Origin of the sequence: Planktothrix pseudagardhii (genome assembly GCF_904830925.1) — a bacterium.
In the GTDB taxonomy this organism is placed as follows: Bacteria; Cyanobacteriota; Cyanobacteriia; order Cyanobacteriales; family Microcoleaceae; genus Planktothrix; species Planktothrix tepida.
The window spans coordinates 4306210-4325477 of sequence record NZ_LR882967.1 but is presented as its reverse complement, the minus strand read 5'-3'; the positions used below and the strand labels follow the sequence as shown (position 1 = coordinate 4325477).

18 protein-coding genes are annotated in these 19268 nt (G+C 39.2%); 8 read left to right on the top strand and 10 right to left on the bottom strand.

What is annotated here, in order from left to right; genetic code table 11:
* Positions 1–229: 229 nt before the first annotated feature.
* The 4 genes from iscB (at position 230) to NMK36_RS18420 (ending at position 4420) form a co-directional block, all read left to right on the top strand.
* Positions 230–1504 (top strand): RNA-guided endonuclease IscB, encoded by a 1275-nt coding sequence (gene iscB, locus NMK36_RS18435; RefSeq protein WP_254174352.1) that lies wholly within the window; start codon positions 230–232, stop codon positions 1502–1504.
* 72 nt (positions 1505–1576) lie between these two features.
* Positions 1577–2569 (top strand): beta-ketoacyl-ACP synthase III, encoded by a 993-nt coding sequence (locus tag NMK36_RS18430; protein WP_072719691.1) that lies wholly within the window; start codon positions 1577–1579, stop codon positions 2567–2569.
* Positions 2570–2635: 66 nt separating this feature from the next.
* Entirely contained in the window at positions 2636–3496 is an 861-nt protein-coding gene (fabD, locus tag NMK36_RS18425; protein ID WP_072719690.1) for an ACP S-malonyltransferase, read from the top strand.
* Positions 3497–3583: 87 nt separating this feature from the next.
* Entirely contained in the window at positions 3584–4420 is an 837-nt protein-coding gene (locus tag NMK36_RS18420) for an alpha/beta fold hydrolase (protein ID WP_254174350.1), read from the top strand.
* Positions 4421–4509: 89 nt separating this feature from the next.
* On the opposite strand, the gene NMK36_RS18415 is transcribed toward NMK36_RS18420, so the two are convergent.
* From NMK36_RS18415 to NMK36_RS18390, 6 genes are all read right to left on the bottom strand, one after another.
* Positions 4510–5265 (bottom strand): metallophosphoesterase family protein, encoded by a 756-nt coding sequence (locus tag NMK36_RS18415; RefSeq protein WP_072719689.1) that lies wholly within the window; start codon positions 5263–5265, stop codon positions 4510–4512.
* 46 nt (positions 5266–5311) lie between these two features.
* Positions 5312–6055 (bottom strand): DUF1995 family protein, encoded by a 744-nt coding sequence (locus NMK36_RS18410; RefSeq protein ID WP_072719688.1) that lies wholly within the window; start codon positions 6053–6055, stop codon positions 5312–5314.
* Positions 6056–6089: 34 nt separating this feature from the next.
* A complete protein-coding gene (locus NMK36_RS18405) occupies positions 6090–6662 on the bottom strand; it encodes a hypothetical protein (protein WP_072719687.1) in 573 nt (190 codons plus the stop codon).
* Positions 6662–7978: a DNA methylase gene (locus NMK36_RS18400; protein ID WP_072719686.1), complete on the bottom strand. Its 1317-nt coding sequence runs from the start codon at positions 7976–7978 to the stop codon at positions 6662–6664. Before NMK36_RS18400 ends, NMK36_RS18405 begins: the two co-directional genes overlap by 1 nt.
* Positions 7979–8008: 30 nt before the next feature.
* The gene (locus tag NMK36_RS18395) at positions 8009–9187 is read right to left on the bottom strand and encodes a cysteine desulfurase family protein (protein ID WP_072719685.1); all 1179 of its coding nucleotides are present in this window, start codon (positions 9185–9187) and stop codon (positions 8009–8011) included.
* 70 nt (positions 9188–9257) lie between these two features.
* The gene (locus tag NMK36_RS18390; RefSeq protein WP_072719684.1) at positions 9258–9659 is read right to left on the bottom strand and encodes a DUF7682 family zinc-binding protein; all 402 of its coding nucleotides are present in this window, start codon (positions 9657–9659) and stop codon (positions 9258–9260) included.
* 288 nt (positions 9660–9947) lie between these two features.
* Here NMK36_RS18390 and NMK36_RS18385 point away from each other — a divergent pair, with 288 nt between their 5' ends.
* A complete protein-coding gene (locus NMK36_RS18385) occupies positions 9948–11618 on the top strand; it encodes a DUF655 domain-containing protein (RefSeq protein WP_072719683.1) in 1671 nt (556 codons plus the stop codon).
* 72 nt (positions 11619–11690) lie between these two features.
* On the opposite strand, the gene NMK36_RS18380 is transcribed toward NMK36_RS18385, so the two are convergent.
* The gene (locus NMK36_RS18380) at positions 11691–12395 is read right to left on the bottom strand and encodes a DUF1997 domain-containing protein (protein WP_072719682.1); all 705 of its coding nucleotides are present in this window, start codon (positions 12393–12395) and stop codon (positions 11691–11693) included.
* 179 nt (positions 12396–12574) lie between these two features.
* Here NMK36_RS18380 and NMK36_RS18375 point away from each other — a divergent pair, with 179 nt between their 5' ends.
* The gene (locus NMK36_RS18375; RefSeq protein WP_367997216.1) at positions 12575–12892 is read left to right on the top strand and encodes a Uma2 family endonuclease; all 318 of its coding nucleotides are present in this window, start codon (positions 12575–12577) and stop codon (positions 12890–12892) included.
* 44 nt (positions 12893–12936) lie between these two features.
* Here NMK36_RS18375 and NMK36_RS18370 read toward each other — a convergent pair whose 3' ends face one another.
* From NMK36_RS18370 to NMK36_RS18360, 3 genes are all read right to left on the bottom strand, one after another.
* On the bottom strand, positions 12937–13869 hold the full coding sequence (locus NMK36_RS18370; protein WP_072719681.1) for a DMT family transporter: 933 nt from the start codon (positions 13867–13869) through the stop codon (positions 12937–12939).
* A gap of 114 nt (positions 13870–13983) precedes the next feature.
* The gene (gene ligA / locus NMK36_RS18365; RefSeq protein WP_254174349.1) at positions 13984–16023 is read right to left on the bottom strand and encodes an NAD-dependent DNA ligase LigA; all 2040 of its coding nucleotides are present in this window, start codon (positions 16021–16023) and stop codon (positions 13984–13986) included.
* Positions 16024–16131: 108 nt separating this feature from the next.
* Positions 16132–17094, bottom strand: coding sequence for an Npun_R2479 family HD domain-containing metalloprotein (locus NMK36_RS18360; protein WP_072719679.1), 963 nt, complete (start codon positions 17092–17094; stop codon positions 16132–16134).
* A 355-nt stretch (positions 17095–17449) separates the two neighbouring features.
* Here NMK36_RS18360 and NMK36_RS18355 point away from each other — a divergent pair, with 355 nt between their 5' ends.
* Both NMK36_RS18355 and truB read left to right on the top strand, forming a co-directional pair.
* Complete coding sequence (locus NMK36_RS18355; RefSeq protein ID WP_083580047.1) at positions 17450–18304, top strand: calcium-binding protein; 855 nt, start codon at positions 17450–17452, stop codon at positions 18302–18304.
* Positions 18305–18365: 61 nt separating this feature from the next.
* Positions 18366–19259, top strand: a complete 894-nt coding sequence (gene truB / locus NMK36_RS18350; RefSeq protein ID WP_072719678.1) for a tRNA pseudouridine(55) synthase TruB — start codon at positions 18366–18368, stop codon at positions 19257–19259.
* Positions 19260–19268 lie beyond the last annotated feature (9 nt).

Genomic DNA, 19268 nt, shown 5'->3' with positions numbered 1-19268 from the left:
ATCGGAGTACCAATATAGCGGGGGCTTGTAAAAGCCCTAGTTGACCAGGCTCAGGTAGAAATACCTCCGTTGTAGGGAAGCGTTAAAGTTCACACCTTAGAATGCGTAGCTAGTTCTAAGCTCTGTAATCTCAATATTAATTAGCCATTTGGGAGGCAGGTGTATTGAGAAAGTACCAACCTACAACATTGCCGAAGCTAACATTACACAACAGTGGAGAGACACAACAATGTCTAATCTCGTTTTCGTCCTTGATACCAATAAAAAACCACTAACACCATGCAAGCCGTCAATGGCTCATAAGTTGTTAACGGCGGGTAAAGCTGCGGTATTTAGAAGGTATCCATTTACGATTATTCTCAAAAAGGTGGTAATCGCAACTCCGCAATTAATTATTCTCAAATTAGACCCAGGTTCTCAAACTACGGGGATAGCTTTAGTTCAAGATGAGCAAGTTATTTTTGGTGCTGAATTAACCCATCGAGGTCAAACAATAAAAGCGTCTTTGGAGTCCCGTCGTTTATTGCGTCGCTCTCGAAGAAACCGCCATACTCGCTATCGTCAGGCTCGATTTTTAAATCGCACCCGACAAGAGGGTTGGTTAGCACCCTGCTTACAGCATCGAGTAGAAACAACCCTAACTTGGGTGAATAAATTGCTCCGACTCGCACCCATCAGTTCCATTGTTCAAGAGTTAGTAAGATTTGACTTACAACAACTGGATAATCCTGAAATCTCAGGCATTGAATATCAACAAGGGGAATTAAAGGGCTATGAAATTCGGGAATATTTACTGAATAAATGGCAGAGAAAATGTGCTTACTGTGGTATTGAAAATGTGCGTTTACAAATAGAGCATATTCATCCCAAATCTCAGGGTGGAAGTAATCGAATTTCTAACCTATGCCTAGCCTGTGAAAAATGCAATACCCAGAAAGGAACTCAAAGCATTGAGTTATTTCTTACCCATAAACCTGACATTTTAAAGAAGATTTTATCTCAAGCTAAACATCCTCTCAAAGATGCTACAGCCGTTAATTCAACTCGATGGGCATTGTTTAATCGTCTTAAAGAAACAGGCTTACCTATTTCTACGGGTAGTGGTGGTTTAACAAAATTCAATCGAACCCGGTTAAATTTACCAAAAACTCATTGGCTAGATGCAGCCTGTGTTGGAGAAGTTAATTCTTTGCAGGTATTGACTTCTCAACCCTTGTTAATTAAGGCGACAGGACACGGTTCTAGGCAGATGTGTCGCACGGACAAGTTTGGATTCCCATCTCGATATGTTCCCAGGTTGAAATTCGTCAAAGGGTTTCAAACTGGAGATATTGTGAAAGCAATTGTTTCCTCTGGCCATAAAGTGGGAACTTATATTGGTCGTGTGGCAGTTCGTACAACAGGTAGTTTCAATATTTCCTTAAAGAAAACACTTGTACAAGGTATTAGTCACAAATATTGTTCACTTATTCACAGAAAAGATGGTTATTTGTATGCAACATAGCCCCTGCCCCCCTTTTCCTCCCAATACCAAGCTGATTACAGCTATGGTGTGGGTCTCCAAGGGGGAAGACAGATGACAATAACAGGCATTGCAATTACGGGCTGCGGATCTGCTACTCCCTCGGTTTTACTAGATAATCACGGACTGTCTCAACGGGTCGAAACGTCCGATGAATGGATTGCTTCTCGCACGGGAATTCAGCATCGGCGATTAGCTGATCCCAATACTGGGTTAAGTACATTAGCAACATCGGCGGCTCAAGAGGCGATCGCCATGGCGAACCTTGACCCAGCCGCCATTGATTTAATTATCTTAGCGACATCAACGGCTGATGATTTGTTTGGGAGTGCCAGTTTAATTCAAGCTCAATTGGGTGCAACTAAAGCGGTCGCCTTTGATATGACCGCCGCTTGTTCGGGGTTTGTGTTTGGGTTAGTTACCGCCGCCCAATTTATTCGCACAGGGGTCTATCAAACTGTTCTTGTCATTGGTGCTGATGTTCTATCCCGTTGGGTTGATTGGTCAGATCGCAGAACCTGTATTTTATTCGGTGATGGGGCGGGAGCCGTGATTTTACAGGCTGATGAACAGGAGCATTTATTGGGATTTGAAATTAGAAGTGATGGCCGACAAAATCAATCTTTAAATTTATCCTATCAACCCCAACCGCAAGAAATATTACCGGGAATTACGATTGGTCAAGGAACCTATCATCCCATTACGATGAATGGTCAAGAAATCTATCGATTTGCGGTGAAAAAAGTTCCAGAAGTTATCGAAAAAGCATTATTTAGAGCGAATTTAACCGTTGATCAAATCGATTGGTTAATTCTACACCAAGCGAATCAACGTATCTTAGATGCTGTCGCAGAACGGTTAAATATTCCCTCAGAAAAAGTCATTAGTAATTTAGCAAAATATGGTAATACTTCGGCAGCTTCTATTCCTTTAGCTTTAGATGAAGCTGTTCGAGAGGGAAAAATTAAACTCGGCGATCGCATTGTTACATCTGGTTTTGGAGCCGGATTAACCTGGGGGGCTGCCGTGTTTGAATGGGGAAGATAATCAGTTATCAGTTATCAGTTATCAGTTATCAGTTATCAGTTAAGAGTCAACCGTTAATTATTGAAAATGACAAAAACAGCATGGATTTTTCCGGGTCAGGGTTCGCAAAAAATTGGCATGGGAGCAGGTTTATTTGAACAATCTGACCTTAAAACGAAATTAGAATTAGCTGAAAATATTTTGGGGTGGTCTATTTCTGAAATTTGTAGTGATCCAGAAGATAAAATTTCTAAAACTTTGTATACCCAACCCTGCTTATATGTGGTTGAAACTTTACTGGTGGATCGCTTAAAACAGGAAGGTCAATCTCCTGATTATGTGGCGGGTCATAGTTTAGGAGAATATGTAGCTTTATATGCTGCTGGTGTCTTTGATTTTGAAACAGGTTTAACGTTAGTTAAACGTCGGGCTGAATTAATGGATAGTGCCGATGGGGGTCAAATGGCGGCGTTAATTGGGTTTAACTCAGAACAGTTACAAGAACAAATTCAAAAAACAGACAATGTTGTTCTAGCTAATGATAATAGTGCAGCACAAGTTGTGATTTCAGGAACCCCAGAAGCCGTCGATCAAGTGTTAGCAAATATTAAAGTCAAACGAGCCGTTAAATTAAACGTTTCCGGTGCATTTCACTCTCCTTTAATGGCGGAAGCAGCTACAGAATTTCAACGAATTTTAGATGAAATTCCCTTTAACAACGCACAAGTTCCCGTCTTATCCAATGTTGACCCTACCCCCACAACGGATGCAAGTTTGTTAAAACAACGCCTAACTCAACAAATGACGGGTTCTGTCCGGTGGCGAGAAATTTGTTTACAATTATCAGAATTAGAGGTGCAACAAGTGGTGGAAATTGGCCCCGGAAACGTTCTAACGGGTTTAATGAAGCGGACTTTTCCTGAAATTGTGTTGCAAAATATAAGTTAATGGTTGACTTTTGACAGTTGACTGAAACCTAATAACATACTGTTAGCGGGCGGGGAAAACCCGCTCCACACCCCTGACACCTAAATTATGACTGTTTCTTCCTTCACACCATCCAGAGTCGCTGAAAACACCCTGCATTTTTTTCGACCAACTTCCCCTAAACCCGATTTACCGTTATTTTTGTTTTTACCGGGAATGGATGGGACAGGGAAACTATTCAGTGTTCAAATTCCCCGGTTGATGGATGCGTTTGAAATTCGGTGTTTAACCATTCCTAAAACTGATCAATCTGACTGGGAAACTTTAGCTTCAAAAACCATTGATTTAATTGATGCAGAGCGTAAAGCTAATCCTAAACGTGAGATTTATTTATGTGGAGAATCCTTTGGGGGGTGTTTAGCTTTATTAGTTGCTATTGTAGCTCCTCAATGGTTCAGCCGTTTAATTTTAGTTAATCCCGCTTCATCCTTTAAACAACGACCTTGGTTAAGATGGGGTTCCTATTTAACTCAATGGCTTCCTGATTGGTTTTATCCGAGTTCGGTGATGGGTTTACTGCCATTTTTAGCTTCTTTAGGACGCATTGAAGCTTCGGAACGTCAAGCTTTATTAGCAGCGATGAATTCATTACCTCCAGAAATTTCAGCTTGGCGATTAGAATTATTGCAAGCGTTTAAACCGAATGAAGCCCATCTTCGGGAAATTGATATTCCTGTTTTAGTCATTGCTAGTGGTGCGGATCGATTATTACCTTCTGTTTTAGAAGCCCAATATTTAACTAAAACCTTACCCAATTCTCAAATGGTGGTTTTACCCGATAGTGGTCATGCTTGTTTATTAGAAAATGATGTTGATTTATATGCGATTATTCAGGCTTATTCTGTATCTGAAGACAGCGATCGCATCGTTCAATATCAGAGGTAATGGGGATCACGGATTTAAGAGGATTTCACGGATTTTAATCTATCTTAAACTGATAACTGATAACTGATAACTGATAACTGATAACTGATTTAAGGTCTAACATAACTTAATCGCGCCAACAAAGAAGGCGGTTTTAAATGGGTAACAATCCGATTTAAGGGTAAAATCCGAATTTGATTATTATGCAGAACATTCACCTGATACACTTTTTTATTCGTAATATCCAATCCCGTTAACCAGCCACTTCTGGCATGATAAACCCCCGTATCAATTCCTAACCATCCTTGGCCTTGAACTAAATTACCGGGTTCAATGCCATCAAAGGTAAACGTAATGGTATGACCGATAATAATTAATTTATTGGCAAAATAGGGTTTAGGGATATTGTGAAATTCTCGCCGTATCCAACAAAATTCCGCTTCATCTTGTTCTTTAATGGACATTTTGGGATGAACACCCGCATGAACCAGCCAAACATCTCCTAAATCGACATATAAAGGTAAAGAAGCCATCCAGTGCACATGATCCCTAGGAATAATTCCTAAATCTTGATAACTGGTAATTGTCGTCATACCGCCACTATACAACCATGCTTGCCAAGCTTGAGGATTTTTTCCGTCCTCCGGCAAAGCATTTAACATCAATTGTTCATGGTTGCCCCTTAAACAATGATACGGGCTATTTTTGACGAATTCGACCACCTGGGCACTTTTGGGGCCACGATCAATTAAATCCCCCAAAAAATACACTTGATCATTTGCACCCGGAGCAATACGCTCTAAAAGGGTCATTAGCCCGTCATAATGCCCATGTACGTCACCAATAACAATGCGTCGAGTCAACATTTTTGATTCACTTGCACACGTTAGAGGGTGTTCGTAGGAACAGGACTCATCGGCTTAAGGCGCGAATAAAATTCTGAAGTCCAGACAAAACACCTTTTTTGGGCCGTTGGACAGGTTGTGCCACTGACTCATCACTTTCTTGAGTCACCTGTGCCAGAATTAGATCCAGTTCATCGCCGACGGGTTTTGTCGGCTGCTCAGTGATCAACTGGTACTGCCCATCAATTTCTAACCAAACTTCCCACATTGAAGGATAACAACGTCTGAGCGCAGCACCTTCTAAGGCTTTGAGGTAATAGCAAGACTCAATAGTCTTGATAAACCGTTCGCGTAACTGACGAGCAGCATATCCTATTCCTATAATAGCAAGATCTTCAAGCTTTGGATTCAGTAAAATTACGGGGCGATCTCCGGCTAATTGGTACAATTTTTCCACCTGCGCCACTTCCACCGCAGAGGGAGAGACGACTAAAAACTGTTGATCTTCTGGCTCTAATCGGGTTTCAACCGGAGAACGGGAGGTTCCTAAATCTGTCACCCGAAAAGAAGTTTCTCCCCAGTCCCGACGAGCTAAGGCTGCGGCACCGGTATCGGGGAACAATACCACTAATTGATGATTCGGTTCTTCTATCGCCGGAATAAATTCTTGAGCGATAGATTGAGCTTGTAGTTCAATTTCAGGGAACACTAATTCAACTTGAATTAATTTATAATCATCGGCTAATGCCGCTTTTGTTGCTTGTTTAGCTTGTTCAATTGCTTCTTCTAAACTGTTAGGTAGTTGAGACATAGGTGGGATAGGATTATTAATGGCTTTGATTAAGTTACTGTTGTTGATTAATTGATCTTGAGTATAACCCTCTTCGGGCTTTTAACCAAGCTTGTAAATCAAAATTTGTGATTTCAGATAAATAGTCAAAGGCATCTTGTCCCGATAGCACCCTCCACCCCCCTACAATACAAGCATTGATAGCTTGAGGTAAACTATCAGTTCGCAAAATCAGTAAAACAGGTTTGTACCCCCTATTCGTTAATCGTTCAGCGTATTGCTTAAACTTCTTTAACGTTCCTGAATCTCCTGATCCAATTCTATATTTTGCATCGATAGCATCGGTTCCAATGACTAAATCACATAATTCATCTTTTCCATCTCGAATGGCAGGAGAAAAGTCTATACAACTTTGTCTACCAACTTCAATAATAAGACGTTCCCAACATTTGCCTAATTCTCTTCCCCAATACTGTTTATTGAGATCTTTGATTTCTTGTGTCAAACCAAAAACCAGCATTAAATCATCTTCTTCCAAGGATTCTTCTATAAATTTTTTTGCATTGAATGATACACTATACTGCTGTAAAATGGATTCAAGATGCCGATCATCAATGGAATTAGACATTAATTTATTTTCTCCAGCACAATAATAGTATCATGTTTAATAGTTCCAGCCCAATTAACGTTTCTGGGTAGATTCAAACGTCGATTTTTTAAAAGAAGGTTGAAATTGAATATTTTCTTAAAGCCTAAGTCACAAGCAATTTCTGACAAAAGAGATGCTACAGGAATTTCCACGCCACAAATATTGCTAACATCGCCTACAGAAAAACAGTAATACCCACCTTTTTTTAATACCTGTAAACTCTGTAAAAAATGTAACTTCATATCCATAAAATATTTATAAACAACTCTGGATCTAAGTTGATTTTGACCCGAAGTTGCTTGATATTTTTTACCAAAATAGATATTTTCGATCAACTGATCTAAATGCAAATAACCCGTTTTTCCTAATTCTTTACACTCCTGCTTGGGAATTCGTTCAGTTCCGATTTCTTGAGAGTATAAATTTAAACGTTCCTGGTTACTATTTACCAATCCTAACCAATGCAGTTCAAACTTAGAAGCCCAAACATAATCAATCGCATTAATATAGGGTGGAGAAGTAATAATTGCATCAACTGTTAAGGGTTCTGGCAGTTGTCGAGCATCTTGAGAAGATAGTTGTTGAATTTGAGCCGTAAAGTTTTTTAAGAAAGGGTTCCATTCCCCAAAAGCTTCAATAGATTGTTTAACATAGTGTTGAAAATATTGAAATACATCTGAACGGGAACGAATAGGGATTTTCTCAATATGGGAACGTCGGGCTGCCAAAATCATACCATCATTCATATTTGAAGTCTTTCTAACGGTTGAGCTAAATGCTAACCAAAGTAAAGGTTGAAGGCTATAGTCAGCTAATAGAATCTGTTCTCTTAAAAGTTCTAATCCTTCTTGTACAGGCTGCTGAAACCAAAAATCTTTATTGGAAAAATTGATGGTTGCGGGTGCAAACTTTTGGGTAGATACTTTTTCGATAATTTGGGTTGTTGCTTCTAAAATCTCCTGGGTTGAAAATACAGTGGTTTTAACTTGGCAAATTAAACGACTGAGAGGGTGATAGTCTAACCAGTAGGCTGAAATATTTTGTTGAATGGCTTCTAATAAAGTTGTACCGGAGCCACAAAATGGGTCAAGAATTGTACAAGCAGGAACAGCGTATTTTTTGAGAAACCAACGAGGAATCTCTGGGATAAATTTTGCAGGTTGGAATCCTAAAGAATAGACTTTTAGAGGGGGAACTCTTTCAACAGTTATAAACTTTCCAGACTCCAGATTATCAGGAATTTGCTCTGCAATCTGTGAATAGGAATGCAACTGTTGTTCAAATGTGTTGAGCATACTCTTTAGAATTCTATCAACCTGATTAAGTTAAACACTCATGGCTAACAACTGATTGGGAATCAAGCGTTCTAAGACTTGTTTCAGAACCATTGCTGTCCAATCAATATCTGCTTCGGTGGTATCCCGTCCCAAGGTAAACCGAATTCCCCCTAAAGCCACAGTTTCGTCATATCCCATCGCTAATAAAATCGGACTGGGACTGAGTTTACCACTGCTACAAGCCGAACCTGCACTAATGCCAATTCCGGCTAAATTCAGTTGACGAACCAGGGTTTTTCCGGTTAGGGTGGCGGGGTCAATGTGTTTTGGGGGAATAACAGAGAAACTGACATGATGGGGTAAACGATTTAAGCGATCGCCTGTGGGTAATAAATAGGGTACATCAGCCAATAAGTCAAATAAGCGATCGCGCAACCGAATTAACCGAGGGGTTTCCGTGGCCATTTCCTGGGCGGCTAATTCGCAGGCTAACCCAAATCCCGCAAGGGTGGGAACCCCCTGCGTCCCTGAACGCAATTGAAATTCCTGTCCGCCTCCGGCTAACAACGGCGTTAACGTTACCGTATCCCGAACATATAACGCCCCGGCTCCTTGGGGGCCATATAATTTATGACTGGATAGGGATAATAAATCAACGGGTAACTGCTGCACATCCAGGGGTAAACGTCCGGCTACCTGTACCGCGTCGGTATGGAATAAAATCCCCTGGGAATGGGCTATTTTACCTAAGATTTCAATCGGTTGCAGTGTTCCTACTTCACTTTGACCATAAATAACCGACACTAACACCGTATTCGGTTGAATGGCCGCTTGTAAGTCCAAGGGGTGAATCCGTCCGCGACAGTCTACGGGTAATCGGGTGACTTGCCATCCCCATTGTTCCAGCATTCGCACCGGTTCCGCAATAGCCGAATGTTCCACCGTAGAAATAATCAAATGTTGGGGTTGAGCATATTGACGGGCTACCCCTAAAATCGCCAAATTGTCCGCTTCAGTTCCCCCGGAAGTAAAAATAATCGATTCCGGTGGAGCATTAATCAGATGAGCCACTTGTATTCGAGATCGTTCTAAAACCGTTGCGGCTCTTTGACCCCACTCATGAAGACTCGAAGGATTTCCCCACTGTTGAGCCATCACCCTTTGCATCAGGGTCATCACTTCAGCATGGGGAGGAGTGGTTGCACTATAGTCGAGATAAATTTGCATGGATGTTTCTCAATCAAAAGTTAAGTTTTGTTATCAAGGAAAAAAATAAACGGGTTAGGATTTTAGCGATTTAATCTCCCGGTTTACAAACGTTGTAATCTTCATGGGAAAGAACTTTTTGGGGAACGAGGAAAGTACCACTATCTTGACAAAGCATCCGATAATTCCGCGTTACGGGAATACTGATAATAAACCGATTATGGCGAAGTCGCTTCCCCCCAAAGTCTCGATAACTTTTCTGGTCATTTAAGCCAGCAATAATGGCCCTGGCTTTAATCACGACATAATCTGGTAAGCCTCTCAGGTCAATAATATCCTGAGCAAAGGAGGCTTCCCATTCTAGTTTTTTAGTTCGTTTGTCCTCAATAGCCTGATGTTGGGAATCCTGTGTCACTTCTTGTTGATTACAACGATGACAAAGTTTCCCATATCCTTTATGGCCACAGGGAAATGTCCTCTTTCGTTTTGGCATAATACAGCAGTGAGGGTTATTACCCGCGCCGATAAGCCCTGAGCGAGTGCTTACAGCGACAGACCGTTAAAAAGTGAAACATCCTTTTAACTCGGTAGCTTGGCAGAAATTAAGTTAATCTCCCCCCTATTAATAGATTACCTGAATCAGGAGGCAGGAGTAAGTCAACCGTTACCCGTTAGCAACTCCTAGTTCCCTCATCCCTTCAGGGAACTGTGTTCCATCCCTTGTTTGTCGCTCCTGTTGCTGCCAAACTGTTAATAGAATCCATTTAATGGTTGCTGATCGGTGAATAAATTGCGTCAAATTTCACTGCGGTTAGGGTTAATACTATTATGGGCTGGGGGTCTGGGTGCTTGTGTGAAAACATCCTCCCAGTCTGTATTAAAACCTCGTTTAGATTCTTTAGAACAAGATGCTTTAATTCAAGTTTATTTTAATCATTCTGAAGCTTCTGTTTATCCAGAACCCTATCGTCAATCTTTGCGGTTTGGGGATAATTTAGAACAAGTTATTATTGATACAATTCATCAAGGAACATCAACAATTGATATCGCGGTTCAAGAATTTCGTTTACCGAATATTGCTCAAGCGTTAGTGGAACGTCACCAAGCTGGGGTGAAGATACGAGTTATTGTAGAAAATACTTATCGCCGTCCTTGGAGTCAATTTACAGCCACCGAAATTCAGCAGTTACCTGAACGAGAGCAGGAGCGATATCAGGAGTTTATCTTACTAGCAGATGTTAATCAGGATGGAAAAGTTGGCCCAGAGGAAAGTCAGCAACGAGACGCTTTAATGTTATTAGAAAACGCTGGAATTCCGATGATTGACGATACGGAAGATGGCTCCAAAGGGACAGGGTTAATGCACCATAAATTTATGGTCGTTGATGGAAAGAATGTTATCATTACGTCTGCTAACTGGACAACCAGTGATGTTCATGGAGATTTTAAAACCTTAGAAAGTCAAGGAAATGCCAATAATTTATTAAAAATTGAAAGTTCCAAATTAGCCCAATTAATGACTCAAGAGTTTAATTTAATGTGGGGGGATGGGGTTGGGAAAAAAAAGGATAGTTTATTTGGAATTAATAAACCTTTTCGAGGTCATCAAACAATTTTAGTCGGGAATACTCCTGTAACCGTTCAATTTTCTCCGACTTCTCAAAAACAACCTTGGCAAAACAGTACCAATGGTTTAATTCAACAAGAATTACAGAAAACTCAACAATCCTTTGATTTTGCTTTGTTTGTATTTTCAGATCAAAAAATTGTCAATACCTTAGAAAAAAAACATCAAAATCAGGTCTTAATTCAAGGCTTAATTGATCCGAGCTTTGCCTATCGTTCCTATAGTGAAGGGTTGGATATGATGGGAATTTCCTTAGTTAATCAATGCCGTTATGAAGCGGAAAATAAGCCTTGGAAACAACCCATTTCAACGGTAGGAAGTCCGAATTTACCTCCGAGCGATCGCTTACATCATAAATTTGGAATTATTGATCATAAAATTGTGATTACAGGTTCCCATAATTGGACAGAAGCCGCCAATACTCAAAATGATGAAACTTTGATAATTATTAATAATACAACAGTTGCTACTCATTTTAAGCGAGAATTTGAACGATTATATCAAAATTCAGCTTTAGGGATTCCCACTTGGCTATTAACAAAAGTCGAAAAAGATTTAAAAGCCTGTGGGGATTCTATTGTTACAACATCTAATTCTTATCAATCTGTAAAACCTTTAAATTCAGGGTCTTCAGATATTAAAATTAATCTCAATACAGCAACCCAAGCGGAATTAGAAACCTTACCCGGAGTCGGTGCAAAATTAGCTCAAAATATTATAGCGGCTCGGCAGAAAAAACCCTTTACTTCCCTCGAAGATTTAGATCAGGTGTCCGGCGTTGGGCCAAAATTATTAGAAAAAATCCGCGATCGCATTACTTGGTAAACTAACTTAGAAACTAGGTTGATCAATGACCCAGGTGAAAAACCTAGTTTCTTCTATCTTTTAAATCAATTCTTAACGCTGTTGTTTGGGGAAGGGAATTCCCAACGTGCTGTGGAAATCTTGTTGAGTTTTGGCGCTGAGACGACGGGAAACTTGTTTAACAATATTTTTTAATAAGGTATCCCCAGTTTTTTGAATTAACGATTGAGATTTGGAACGAATAAACTTAGGAAATTGTACCCCGACTGCTAAATCTAAGTGCCATTTTGCTCCGGTAATTTGGGTAGGACATTCACTTAATTTAATGCCGCGTTCAGCGCAAAATTCTGCTGGGGGTAATTCCACTAAAGTCATGGTAGATTGAAAATCGACCTCATAACCGGGAGCCGTATAATTGGGTATGGGAACTGTCCGAATCCGATAAACCCCCTCAGCATCCGGTGGGACTAATTCTAACCCAATTCGCGCTTCCACCAGATAGCCAAAAGCTCCAAATCTGCCAATCAGTAAATCATAAGCGTTATTTCCTAACGGTTCTGTTTTCATCGGTAACGCACACCGACAAAACCAGCCACTATGCTGACCTAAATATTCCGCCACCGTATCCATATCGGCGAACATTTCCATACAGTCTTCAAACTGGCTATGAAACCACATTAACTCCTGAGAATCCAGCACGGTCTGGGTTTCGTCTTCAGGGTTTGGGAGAGCAGTAGAATCATCAATCAAATTATATGATGCTCTTGATGCTTGAAGTTCAGCCATATTATACTGCATGATCCATTCTCCTACAAGCGTTTCTTCCTATTTCCAGGATGCCTTGTGTTATCTCAAACCGCTACAATAAATATACGGGTGCGAGACTTTCCTGTCAAAGTCTAGGTTGGAATTTTCGACAATACCCAAACTGAACCCTTGTATTTAGAAGCGATCGCAATTCTACAAAACAGTTTAGGATCACAACAATTGTTCCTGATATTGTTATTTTTGAATGGCAAAATATACCTTTAGATGAACAAGGAGAAATTGCCAATGATGCGACTATCGCCCCAGATTGGACAATTGAAATCTTATCCCCAGAACAACAGTCAACCCGTGTGATTAATAATATTTTATTTTGTTTAAAACATCAAACGCAATTAGGTTGGTTAATTGATCCGCAGGAACGATTAATATTAGTCTTTAAACCGAAGCAAGAACTGGAAGTATTTGAAGGAGAACAAATTTTACCGATTTTAGATAGCTTAAAAGGTTATCAATTATCCGTTAATTAATTATTCAGTTGGTTAACCTTTAAACTCTGAAACTCTCAATAGAATTACGCACCCCAAGTTTTTCTTCCTAATGCAATCATCATCGAACCTAATACAACTAAAATTGCTCCTATAATTGCTAAACTTGTTAAATGTTCGGGTTCGATTAATAGGGGAAATAATAGGGCAACCAGATCAACAGCAATTAATGTTATAATCGGGGCTAAGGCTAAAACGGCACTCACTCTGGATGCTTCCCAATGTTCTAAAGATTCGGCAAAAGCGCCGTAAGCAATTAATGTATTGAGTCCGCAAAACAGTAAAATTAAGAGTTGAAAAGGGGTGAGAGTAAAAATAGCTGTTGGTGTCGCAATGGGTAAATATAAAATGGTGCAGCTTCCATAAATAAACCACATAATATGAGTAGAGGGAAGTTGTTGTAATAATTGTTTTTGAGCTAAGGCATAAATTGCCCATGAGATTGCTGCAACTCCAATTATAAAACTTCCCCATAAATATTGATCAGAAGCCGTAACTAAAATTCGTAATTGTTCATTAAAAAATAAACTAAAACCTAATGTCAGAACTCCTAAACCTAACCCTTGTAATCGTGTATAACGTTCTTTAAAAAAAACAATCGCCCCTAACCCCATTAAAACAGGAGACAGTTGAATTAAAACTTCTGCATTTGTAGGGGAAGTCAAAGCTAACCCTTGTAAAAATAGTACATAGTTAGCAGCTAAAAATATTGTAGCAATTGCTAATAATCCCCAAGGCATTAAACGCCACTTTTGGATATCAGGAAGTTGTTGACGAGTTGCTAAATATCCTCCTAACAGGATAAAAGCAATTAAAAATCGAAACCAAGTAACGGTATAAACATCTAAAGCTTGTAAAATAATGGCTAATCCTAATGGTAAAATTCCCCATAAAAATGTTGTTAATAGCGCTAACCCTAATCCTAACCGCCAACGCCCTGATGTTGAATGAATTGACATTTTAAAAATTTAAATAAGCTCATATTAATTATACAATAAAATCGATTGTATTGATCTGTCTTAGGATTGATTATTCTCATGATTTAATTGCTGCTTAAGCACAGTTACTGAACTCTACAGTAAGGTTAATAATTCTTCTTCGGATAACAGGGTAATTCCTAAATCTTGGGCTTTTTTGAGTTTAGATCCGGCTTCTTCTCCTACCACAACATAATCAGTTTTTTTACTCACCGATTCCGTTACTTTTCCGCCCGCATTTTGAATTAATTTTTTAGCTTCATCTCGTTTTAAAGTGGGTAAAGTTCCTGTGATTACAAAAGTTTTACCTGCTAAATATTGAGATCTATTAGTTATATTATAATTTATTTTTTCAGAATTAGCAAGCTGTAATTCTGCGAGTTTTAATCGTTCAATTAAGTCTTGATTTGCGGGAAGATTAAACCATTGATAAACTGAATAGGCAATTTCTGGCCCAATTCCATAAACCCCTTCAATGTCCGTGGCAGATGCTTGGGTTAACTGTTCAACACTTTTAAATTTTTGAGTAATTAATTCCGCGTTGACACTGCCAACGTGACGAATGCCTAACCCATATAATACCCGCGACCAAGGTTGAGTTTTAGAGGTAGCGATCGCATTCATAATTTTAGTGGCTGATTTTTCCCCCATGCGGTCTAAAACCATTAATTTTTCAACGGTTAAATCATATAAATCAGCTACAGAATTAACTAATTTTTTACTGACTAATTGTTGTACTAATTTATCCCCAATGCCATTAATATCTAAGGCATCTCTGGAACACCAATGAATCAAAGATCCTTGTAAAATTGCCGGACAAGACTCATTAATACATCGCGTCACTGCTTCTCCCACAGGTTGTACAACGGGTTGGCCGCATTCGGGACAATGGGTGGGCATTTCAAACCGTTTAGCGTCCTTGGGGCGTAATTCTAATAAGACTCTCAGCACTTCGGGAATAATTTCCCCGGCTTTCCGTACAATTACAGTGTCACCGAGATGCAAATCTAACTCAGTAATGCGATCGCGATTATGTAATGTTGCTCGTTGAACCGTAGTTCCTGCGAGTAAAATGGGGTTAAGTTCTGCAACCGGGGTTAACGCCCCAGTTCTCCCCACTTGTACTGTGACAGATTTTACTTGCGTTGGGGCTTCTTCGGCGGGATATTTATAAGCGATCGCCCACCGGGGGAATTTTTGAGTAAATCCTAATTTTTTCTGTAAAGACAAAGGATTAATTTTAATTACAACCCCATCAGTCATATAAGGTAAATTATGCCGTTCTTGATCCCAATATTCACAATATTTTATCACTTCTTCTAAATTAGAACAGACTTGACGATTTGGATTAACTTTAAATCCCATTGTTTGCAATAATTCTAAATTATCCCATTGGGTTTGGAAATCAGTAATTTCTAAATTATCTTGTTGGGGAATTTGTAAAGTATAAGCAAAAAAATCAAGCTTCCGTTGAGCTACAATTTTAGAATCTAATTGTCTTAAAGTTCCAGCAGCAGCATTTCTCGGATTAGCAAATAACGCCTCTCCTGCTTGTTTTCGTTCTTGATTAATTTGTTCAAATACAGTTAAGGATAAAAAAGCTTCTCCTCGTACTTCAACTAAAGCAGGTGGATTTTCTCCTTCTAATTTTAAGGGGATGGAACGAATTGTTTTAACATTTTGAGTAATTTCTTCCCCGGTTATTCCATCTCCTCGCGTTGCGCCTCGAACTAATATTCCGTTTTCATAAGTTAATGCTAAGGCTGAACCATCTATTTTTAATTCACAAACATAAGTCGGTAATTTGGAGGAATTTGTGGCTATTTTTTGTCCTCGATCTTGCCAAGTTTTTAACTCGTTAAAATTAAAGGCATTTTCTAAACTATATAAAGGAATATTATGTTGAACAGATTGAAATTGGGTAGCAGGTCTTTCTCCAACTCGTTGGGTCGGACTATCTAAGGTAATTAATTCAGGATATTTTTGTTCTAAATCTTGCAGTTCTCGATATAATTGATCATAAATAGAATCCTCCATTGTTGGAGCATCCAAGACATAATATTCATAACTAGCTTTTTGCAATAATTTTCTTAATTCTTCAACTCGTTGTTGCATTTTTTGGGTAGCTTCTGTCATGGTTAAGACCTCAAATCTTTTACAGTTATAGAGATAAAAAGGAAAGTTAATTGATCAACCTCCCTTTCTCAATTTTGAATTTCCCTTTTTTCAAACCATCCTAAGTCTCTATAAATTTAACTCCGTTAATTCACTAAAGACTAACGGTTTTTGCTCATTGAGAACACCGTCTTTATTTTGATCTGTTCGACTTCCGCCATTCGTTTCCGTGGGAAATTGATTAATTCCTTGTAAAATTCGAGATTCATTTTCCACTTGAAAGACATTAGCATAGAGATTTGCTACAACTTGCTTTCCTTCTTGGGTGAGTTCTAAATATTTGAGAGCCGCCGGAATATAAGGAAATACGCCATTCCAGTAAAACTTAGCGTAATTTCGGCGTAAATCTCCAGGGGTTTTATACCCTAAAACTTTGTTCGTTCCCACTTCTTCAAATTCATAAAATAAGGAACTAATTTTTTTCAAATAGCGCGGATCACTGAGTTGACCAATCAAATCAGCGGCTCTTGCTAGTCCTGAATAATTATGTCGATCTTGGTGGGTTTCATCGGCGGGAACCGGAAAACGAGTTAATTCAATATTGCGTTTAATTTGTTCCGCATCGATTAAATTATGACCGCCAAATCGTTCATCAATGACTAATTTTCCGCGATCAACATGATAAGGTGTTAAACTAGCTGACGTGGCTCCAACAGAAATCGAAACAATTCCATCTCCAATTCCAGTTGCATATAAACCAATTGATTCTTGATCCTGACGACAAACGCCTTTGACATAACCAATATCATGACACAGCAAGGAAATAATAAAATGCAACCAATCTTGAGGTGTAACACCGCCTTCTCGGATATGTTTTCCGCGTAAAATTTCTTGTCCTACTAACGTCACTAACATAGTATGCTCGACGTTATGATAAAGAGCATCACAATTGGCAATATTTTCTAAAGCCATTGTTCCAGCCCAAGCAATAATCTCAGGGTAGTCTGGTTTAAACCCTCCATAAGTACGACGATATCCGGCTTGTAATTGTTGAACAAAGGCATCAATTAGAATGGCTGTGGCATTAAACATAATAATCCGTTGGATAAAGAATTAGAGATGTCAATCCGGGTACAAAAGAGTGCAAGGTTTGGGCTTGTGATTGGCAATCCCGCATTTTTGCAGTAAATTTATTTAGAGTCTCAAGGTTGATCCTATTATATTCGACTTATCCCTTATCTTGCTATCAGTGAGTTTACGGAATTATGGCAATTGACAGTTGTTGAATTTTGCAGTCTCGAAGGTTCGGAATGAGGAGAACAAATAGGCTGGATTTTAATATAATTGAGTAATGCACAGGCAAAAATCTGAAAAACTAACCGTTTGGTTGTCGTTAGGCTACTTCAGAGTTGGTAAAATTTAAGACAAACTTAATGCTTAACTGATTATGACATCCGCATTTGATCCTAACTTAATTTTCCTATTATACGACCAAACCCTTCCTGGGGACACCTTAACCAATGATACAACCGGGGGTAATAATGGAAATGATACCGTGACCGGAAATGATACCGTGACCGGAAATCAAATTCCCCAGGTGAGTGATACCTTGGGAGCTAGTCTAGCTGGAACTGCTGCTGCTGATATTATTCGAGGCAATATAGGGGATGATAGTTTGTATGGTCGGGGGGGAGGGGATACCATTTTTGGTGATGACGGAGAGGATTTGATTGAGGGTGAAACGGGAAATGATTATATTAATGGGAATCAAAGTCGGGATTCTATTTTAGGGAATGAAGGAAATGATACCTTGTTTGGAGGAAAAGGTAGTGATACCTTATATGGAGGGAATGGACAAGATTTTTTATCAGGAAATAATGATAATGACCTCTTGATAGCGGGTAGTGATTCGATCGGAACTGATGATAATAATAACACCCTATATGGCGGAGCCGGTGATGATTGTATCTTGGGGGGAAATAGAGATGATTTGTTATCGGGAGATCGAGGTCAAGATATTTTAGTCGGCGGTGAAGGACAAGATGGATTTTTGATTTCTGTTAATTCTGGTAGTGCTAATTCAGCTTTCGTTGATGTGATTTTCGATTATAATGATAATAACGACTTCTTTTTTCTGCCGTCAGACTTAACCTATAGTCAATTAGTCATTGAAACGGGAAGTGTTAATGACATTAACGGTGTATTGATTCGCACGGATAATGTTAATAATCCCACTTATTTAGCATTCCTTCCCGGTTTTACAGGAAATTTAACATCTGGAGATTTTAAATCTCTCTCTTAGCTAAAATTTGAGAAAATAATAGGATAAAATAACGATTTCATAGAGAGTATTCAATACCATAATGTACGGGTTTCTCAACCTTAATAAATCTGCGGGTTTAACCTCCCATGACTGTGTGGCGCGAGTGCGTCGAATCTTACGATTAAAACGAGTCGGACACGCCGGAACCCTCGACCCAGCAGCAACAGGAGTGTTACCCCTTGCTCTGGGAAAAGCCACTCGTTTATTACAATTTCTCCCGCCTCAAAAAGCCTATCAAGCTAGAATTCGATTTGGTGTCACCACCACAACCGATGACTTGGAAGGAGAAATATTAACGAGTCAACCTGTACCCCATTTACAACTCCAACAAATTCAAGAAATTCTTCCTCAATTTAAGGGTAAAATTCAACAGATTCCTCCGCTTTATAGTGCCATTCATGTTCAAGGAAAACGATTATATGATTTAGCGAGAAAAGGAGAAAATATTGAAGTTCCAAGTCGGACAGTTGAAATTTTTGATCTCAAAATTTTAAATTGGTATCCGGGAGAATTTCCTGAGTTAGAAATTGTGATCGCCTGTGGTTCAGGAACTTATATTCGCTCTATTGCTAGAGATTTAGGAGCGATACTGAATTGCGGTGGAACCTTAGCTCATCTTATCCGAACAGAAAGCAGTGGTTTCTCTTTAGAAAATAGTTTAACTTTAGAAACCCTAGAAACCCAAGTTCAACAACAAACATTTTTTCCCCTATCTCCGACCTTAGCTTTAAATCATTTAACAATTATTACACTCACCGATGAATCTGCAAAACGTTGGTGTCAAGGACAATCAATTGCTGTAGATTCTGAAACCTTAAAACCTCAACCCGTGAGTGTTTATGATTTAGACAATCAACTTTTAGGAATTGGAAAATTTATCGAAACTTCCGATCAAGTTCTCCTCGCTCCTCAAGTTGTTCTCGCTGAAAATTAACAAATTTAA

What these genes read in the sequence shown, in the direction of transcription:
- iscB (WP_254174352.1), top strand. Translation starts at nt 230, where the DNA reads ATGTCTAATCTCGTTTTCGTCCTTGATACCAATAAAAAACCACTAACA.
- NMK36_RS18430 (WP_072719691.1), top strand. Translation starts at nt 1,577, where the DNA reads ATGACAATAACAGGCATTGCAATTACGGGCTGCGGATCTGCTACTCCC.
- fabD (WP_072719690.1), top strand. Translation starts at nt 2,636, where the DNA reads ATGACAAAAACAGCATGGATTTTTCCGGGTCAGGGTTCGCAAAAAATT.
- NMK36_RS18420 (WP_254174350.1), top strand. Translation starts at nt 3,584, where the DNA reads ATGACTGTTTCTTCCTTCACACCATCCAGAGTCGCTGAAAACACCCTG.
- NMK36_RS18415 (WP_072719689.1), bottom strand. Translation starts at nt 5,265, where the DNA reads ATGTTGACTCGACGCATTGTTATTGGTGACGTACATGGGCATTATGAC.
- NMK36_RS18410 (WP_072719688.1), bottom strand. Translation starts at nt 6,055, where the DNA reads ATGTCTCAACTACCTAACAGTTTAGAAGAAGCAATTGAACAAGCTAAA.
- NMK36_RS18405 (WP_072719687.1), bottom strand. Translation starts at nt 6,662, where the DNA reads ATGTCTAATTCCATTGATGATCGGCATCTTGAATCCATTTTACAGCAG.
- NMK36_RS18400 (WP_072719686.1), bottom strand. Translation starts at nt 7,978, where the DNA reads ATGCTCAACACATTTGAACAACAGTTGCATTCCTATTCACAGATTGCA.
- NMK36_RS18395 (WP_072719685.1), bottom strand. Translation starts at nt 9,187, where the DNA reads ATGCAAATTTATCTCGACTATAGTGCAACCACTCCTCCCCATGCTGAA.
- NMK36_RS18390 (WP_072719684.1), bottom strand. Translation starts at nt 9,659, where the DNA reads ATGCCAAAACGAAAGAGGACATTTCCCTGTGGCCATAAAGGATATGGG.
- NMK36_RS18380 (WP_072719682.1), bottom strand. Translation starts at nt 12,395, where the DNA reads ATGCAGTATAATATGGCTGAACTTCAAGCATCAAGAGCATCATATAAT.
- NMK36_RS18370 (WP_072719681.1), bottom strand. Translation starts at nt 13,869, where the DNA reads ATGTCAATTCATTCAACATCAGGGCGTTGGCGGTTAGGATTAGGGTTA.
- ligA (WP_254174349.1), bottom strand. Translation starts at nt 16,023, where the DNA reads ATGACAGAAGCTACCCAAAAAATGCAACAACGAGTTGAAGAATTAAGA.
- NMK36_RS18360 (WP_072719679.1), bottom strand. Translation starts at nt 17,094, where the DNA reads ATGTTTAATGCCACAGCCATTCTAATTGATGCCTTTGTTCAACAATTA.
- NMK36_RS18355 (WP_083580047.1), top strand. Translation starts at nt 17,450, where the DNA reads ATGACATCCGCATTTGATCCTAACTTAATTTTCCTATTATACGACCAA.
- truB (WP_072719678.1), top strand. Translation starts at nt 18,366, where the DNA reads ATGTACGGGTTTCTCAACCTTAATAAATCTGCGGGTTTAACCTCCCAT.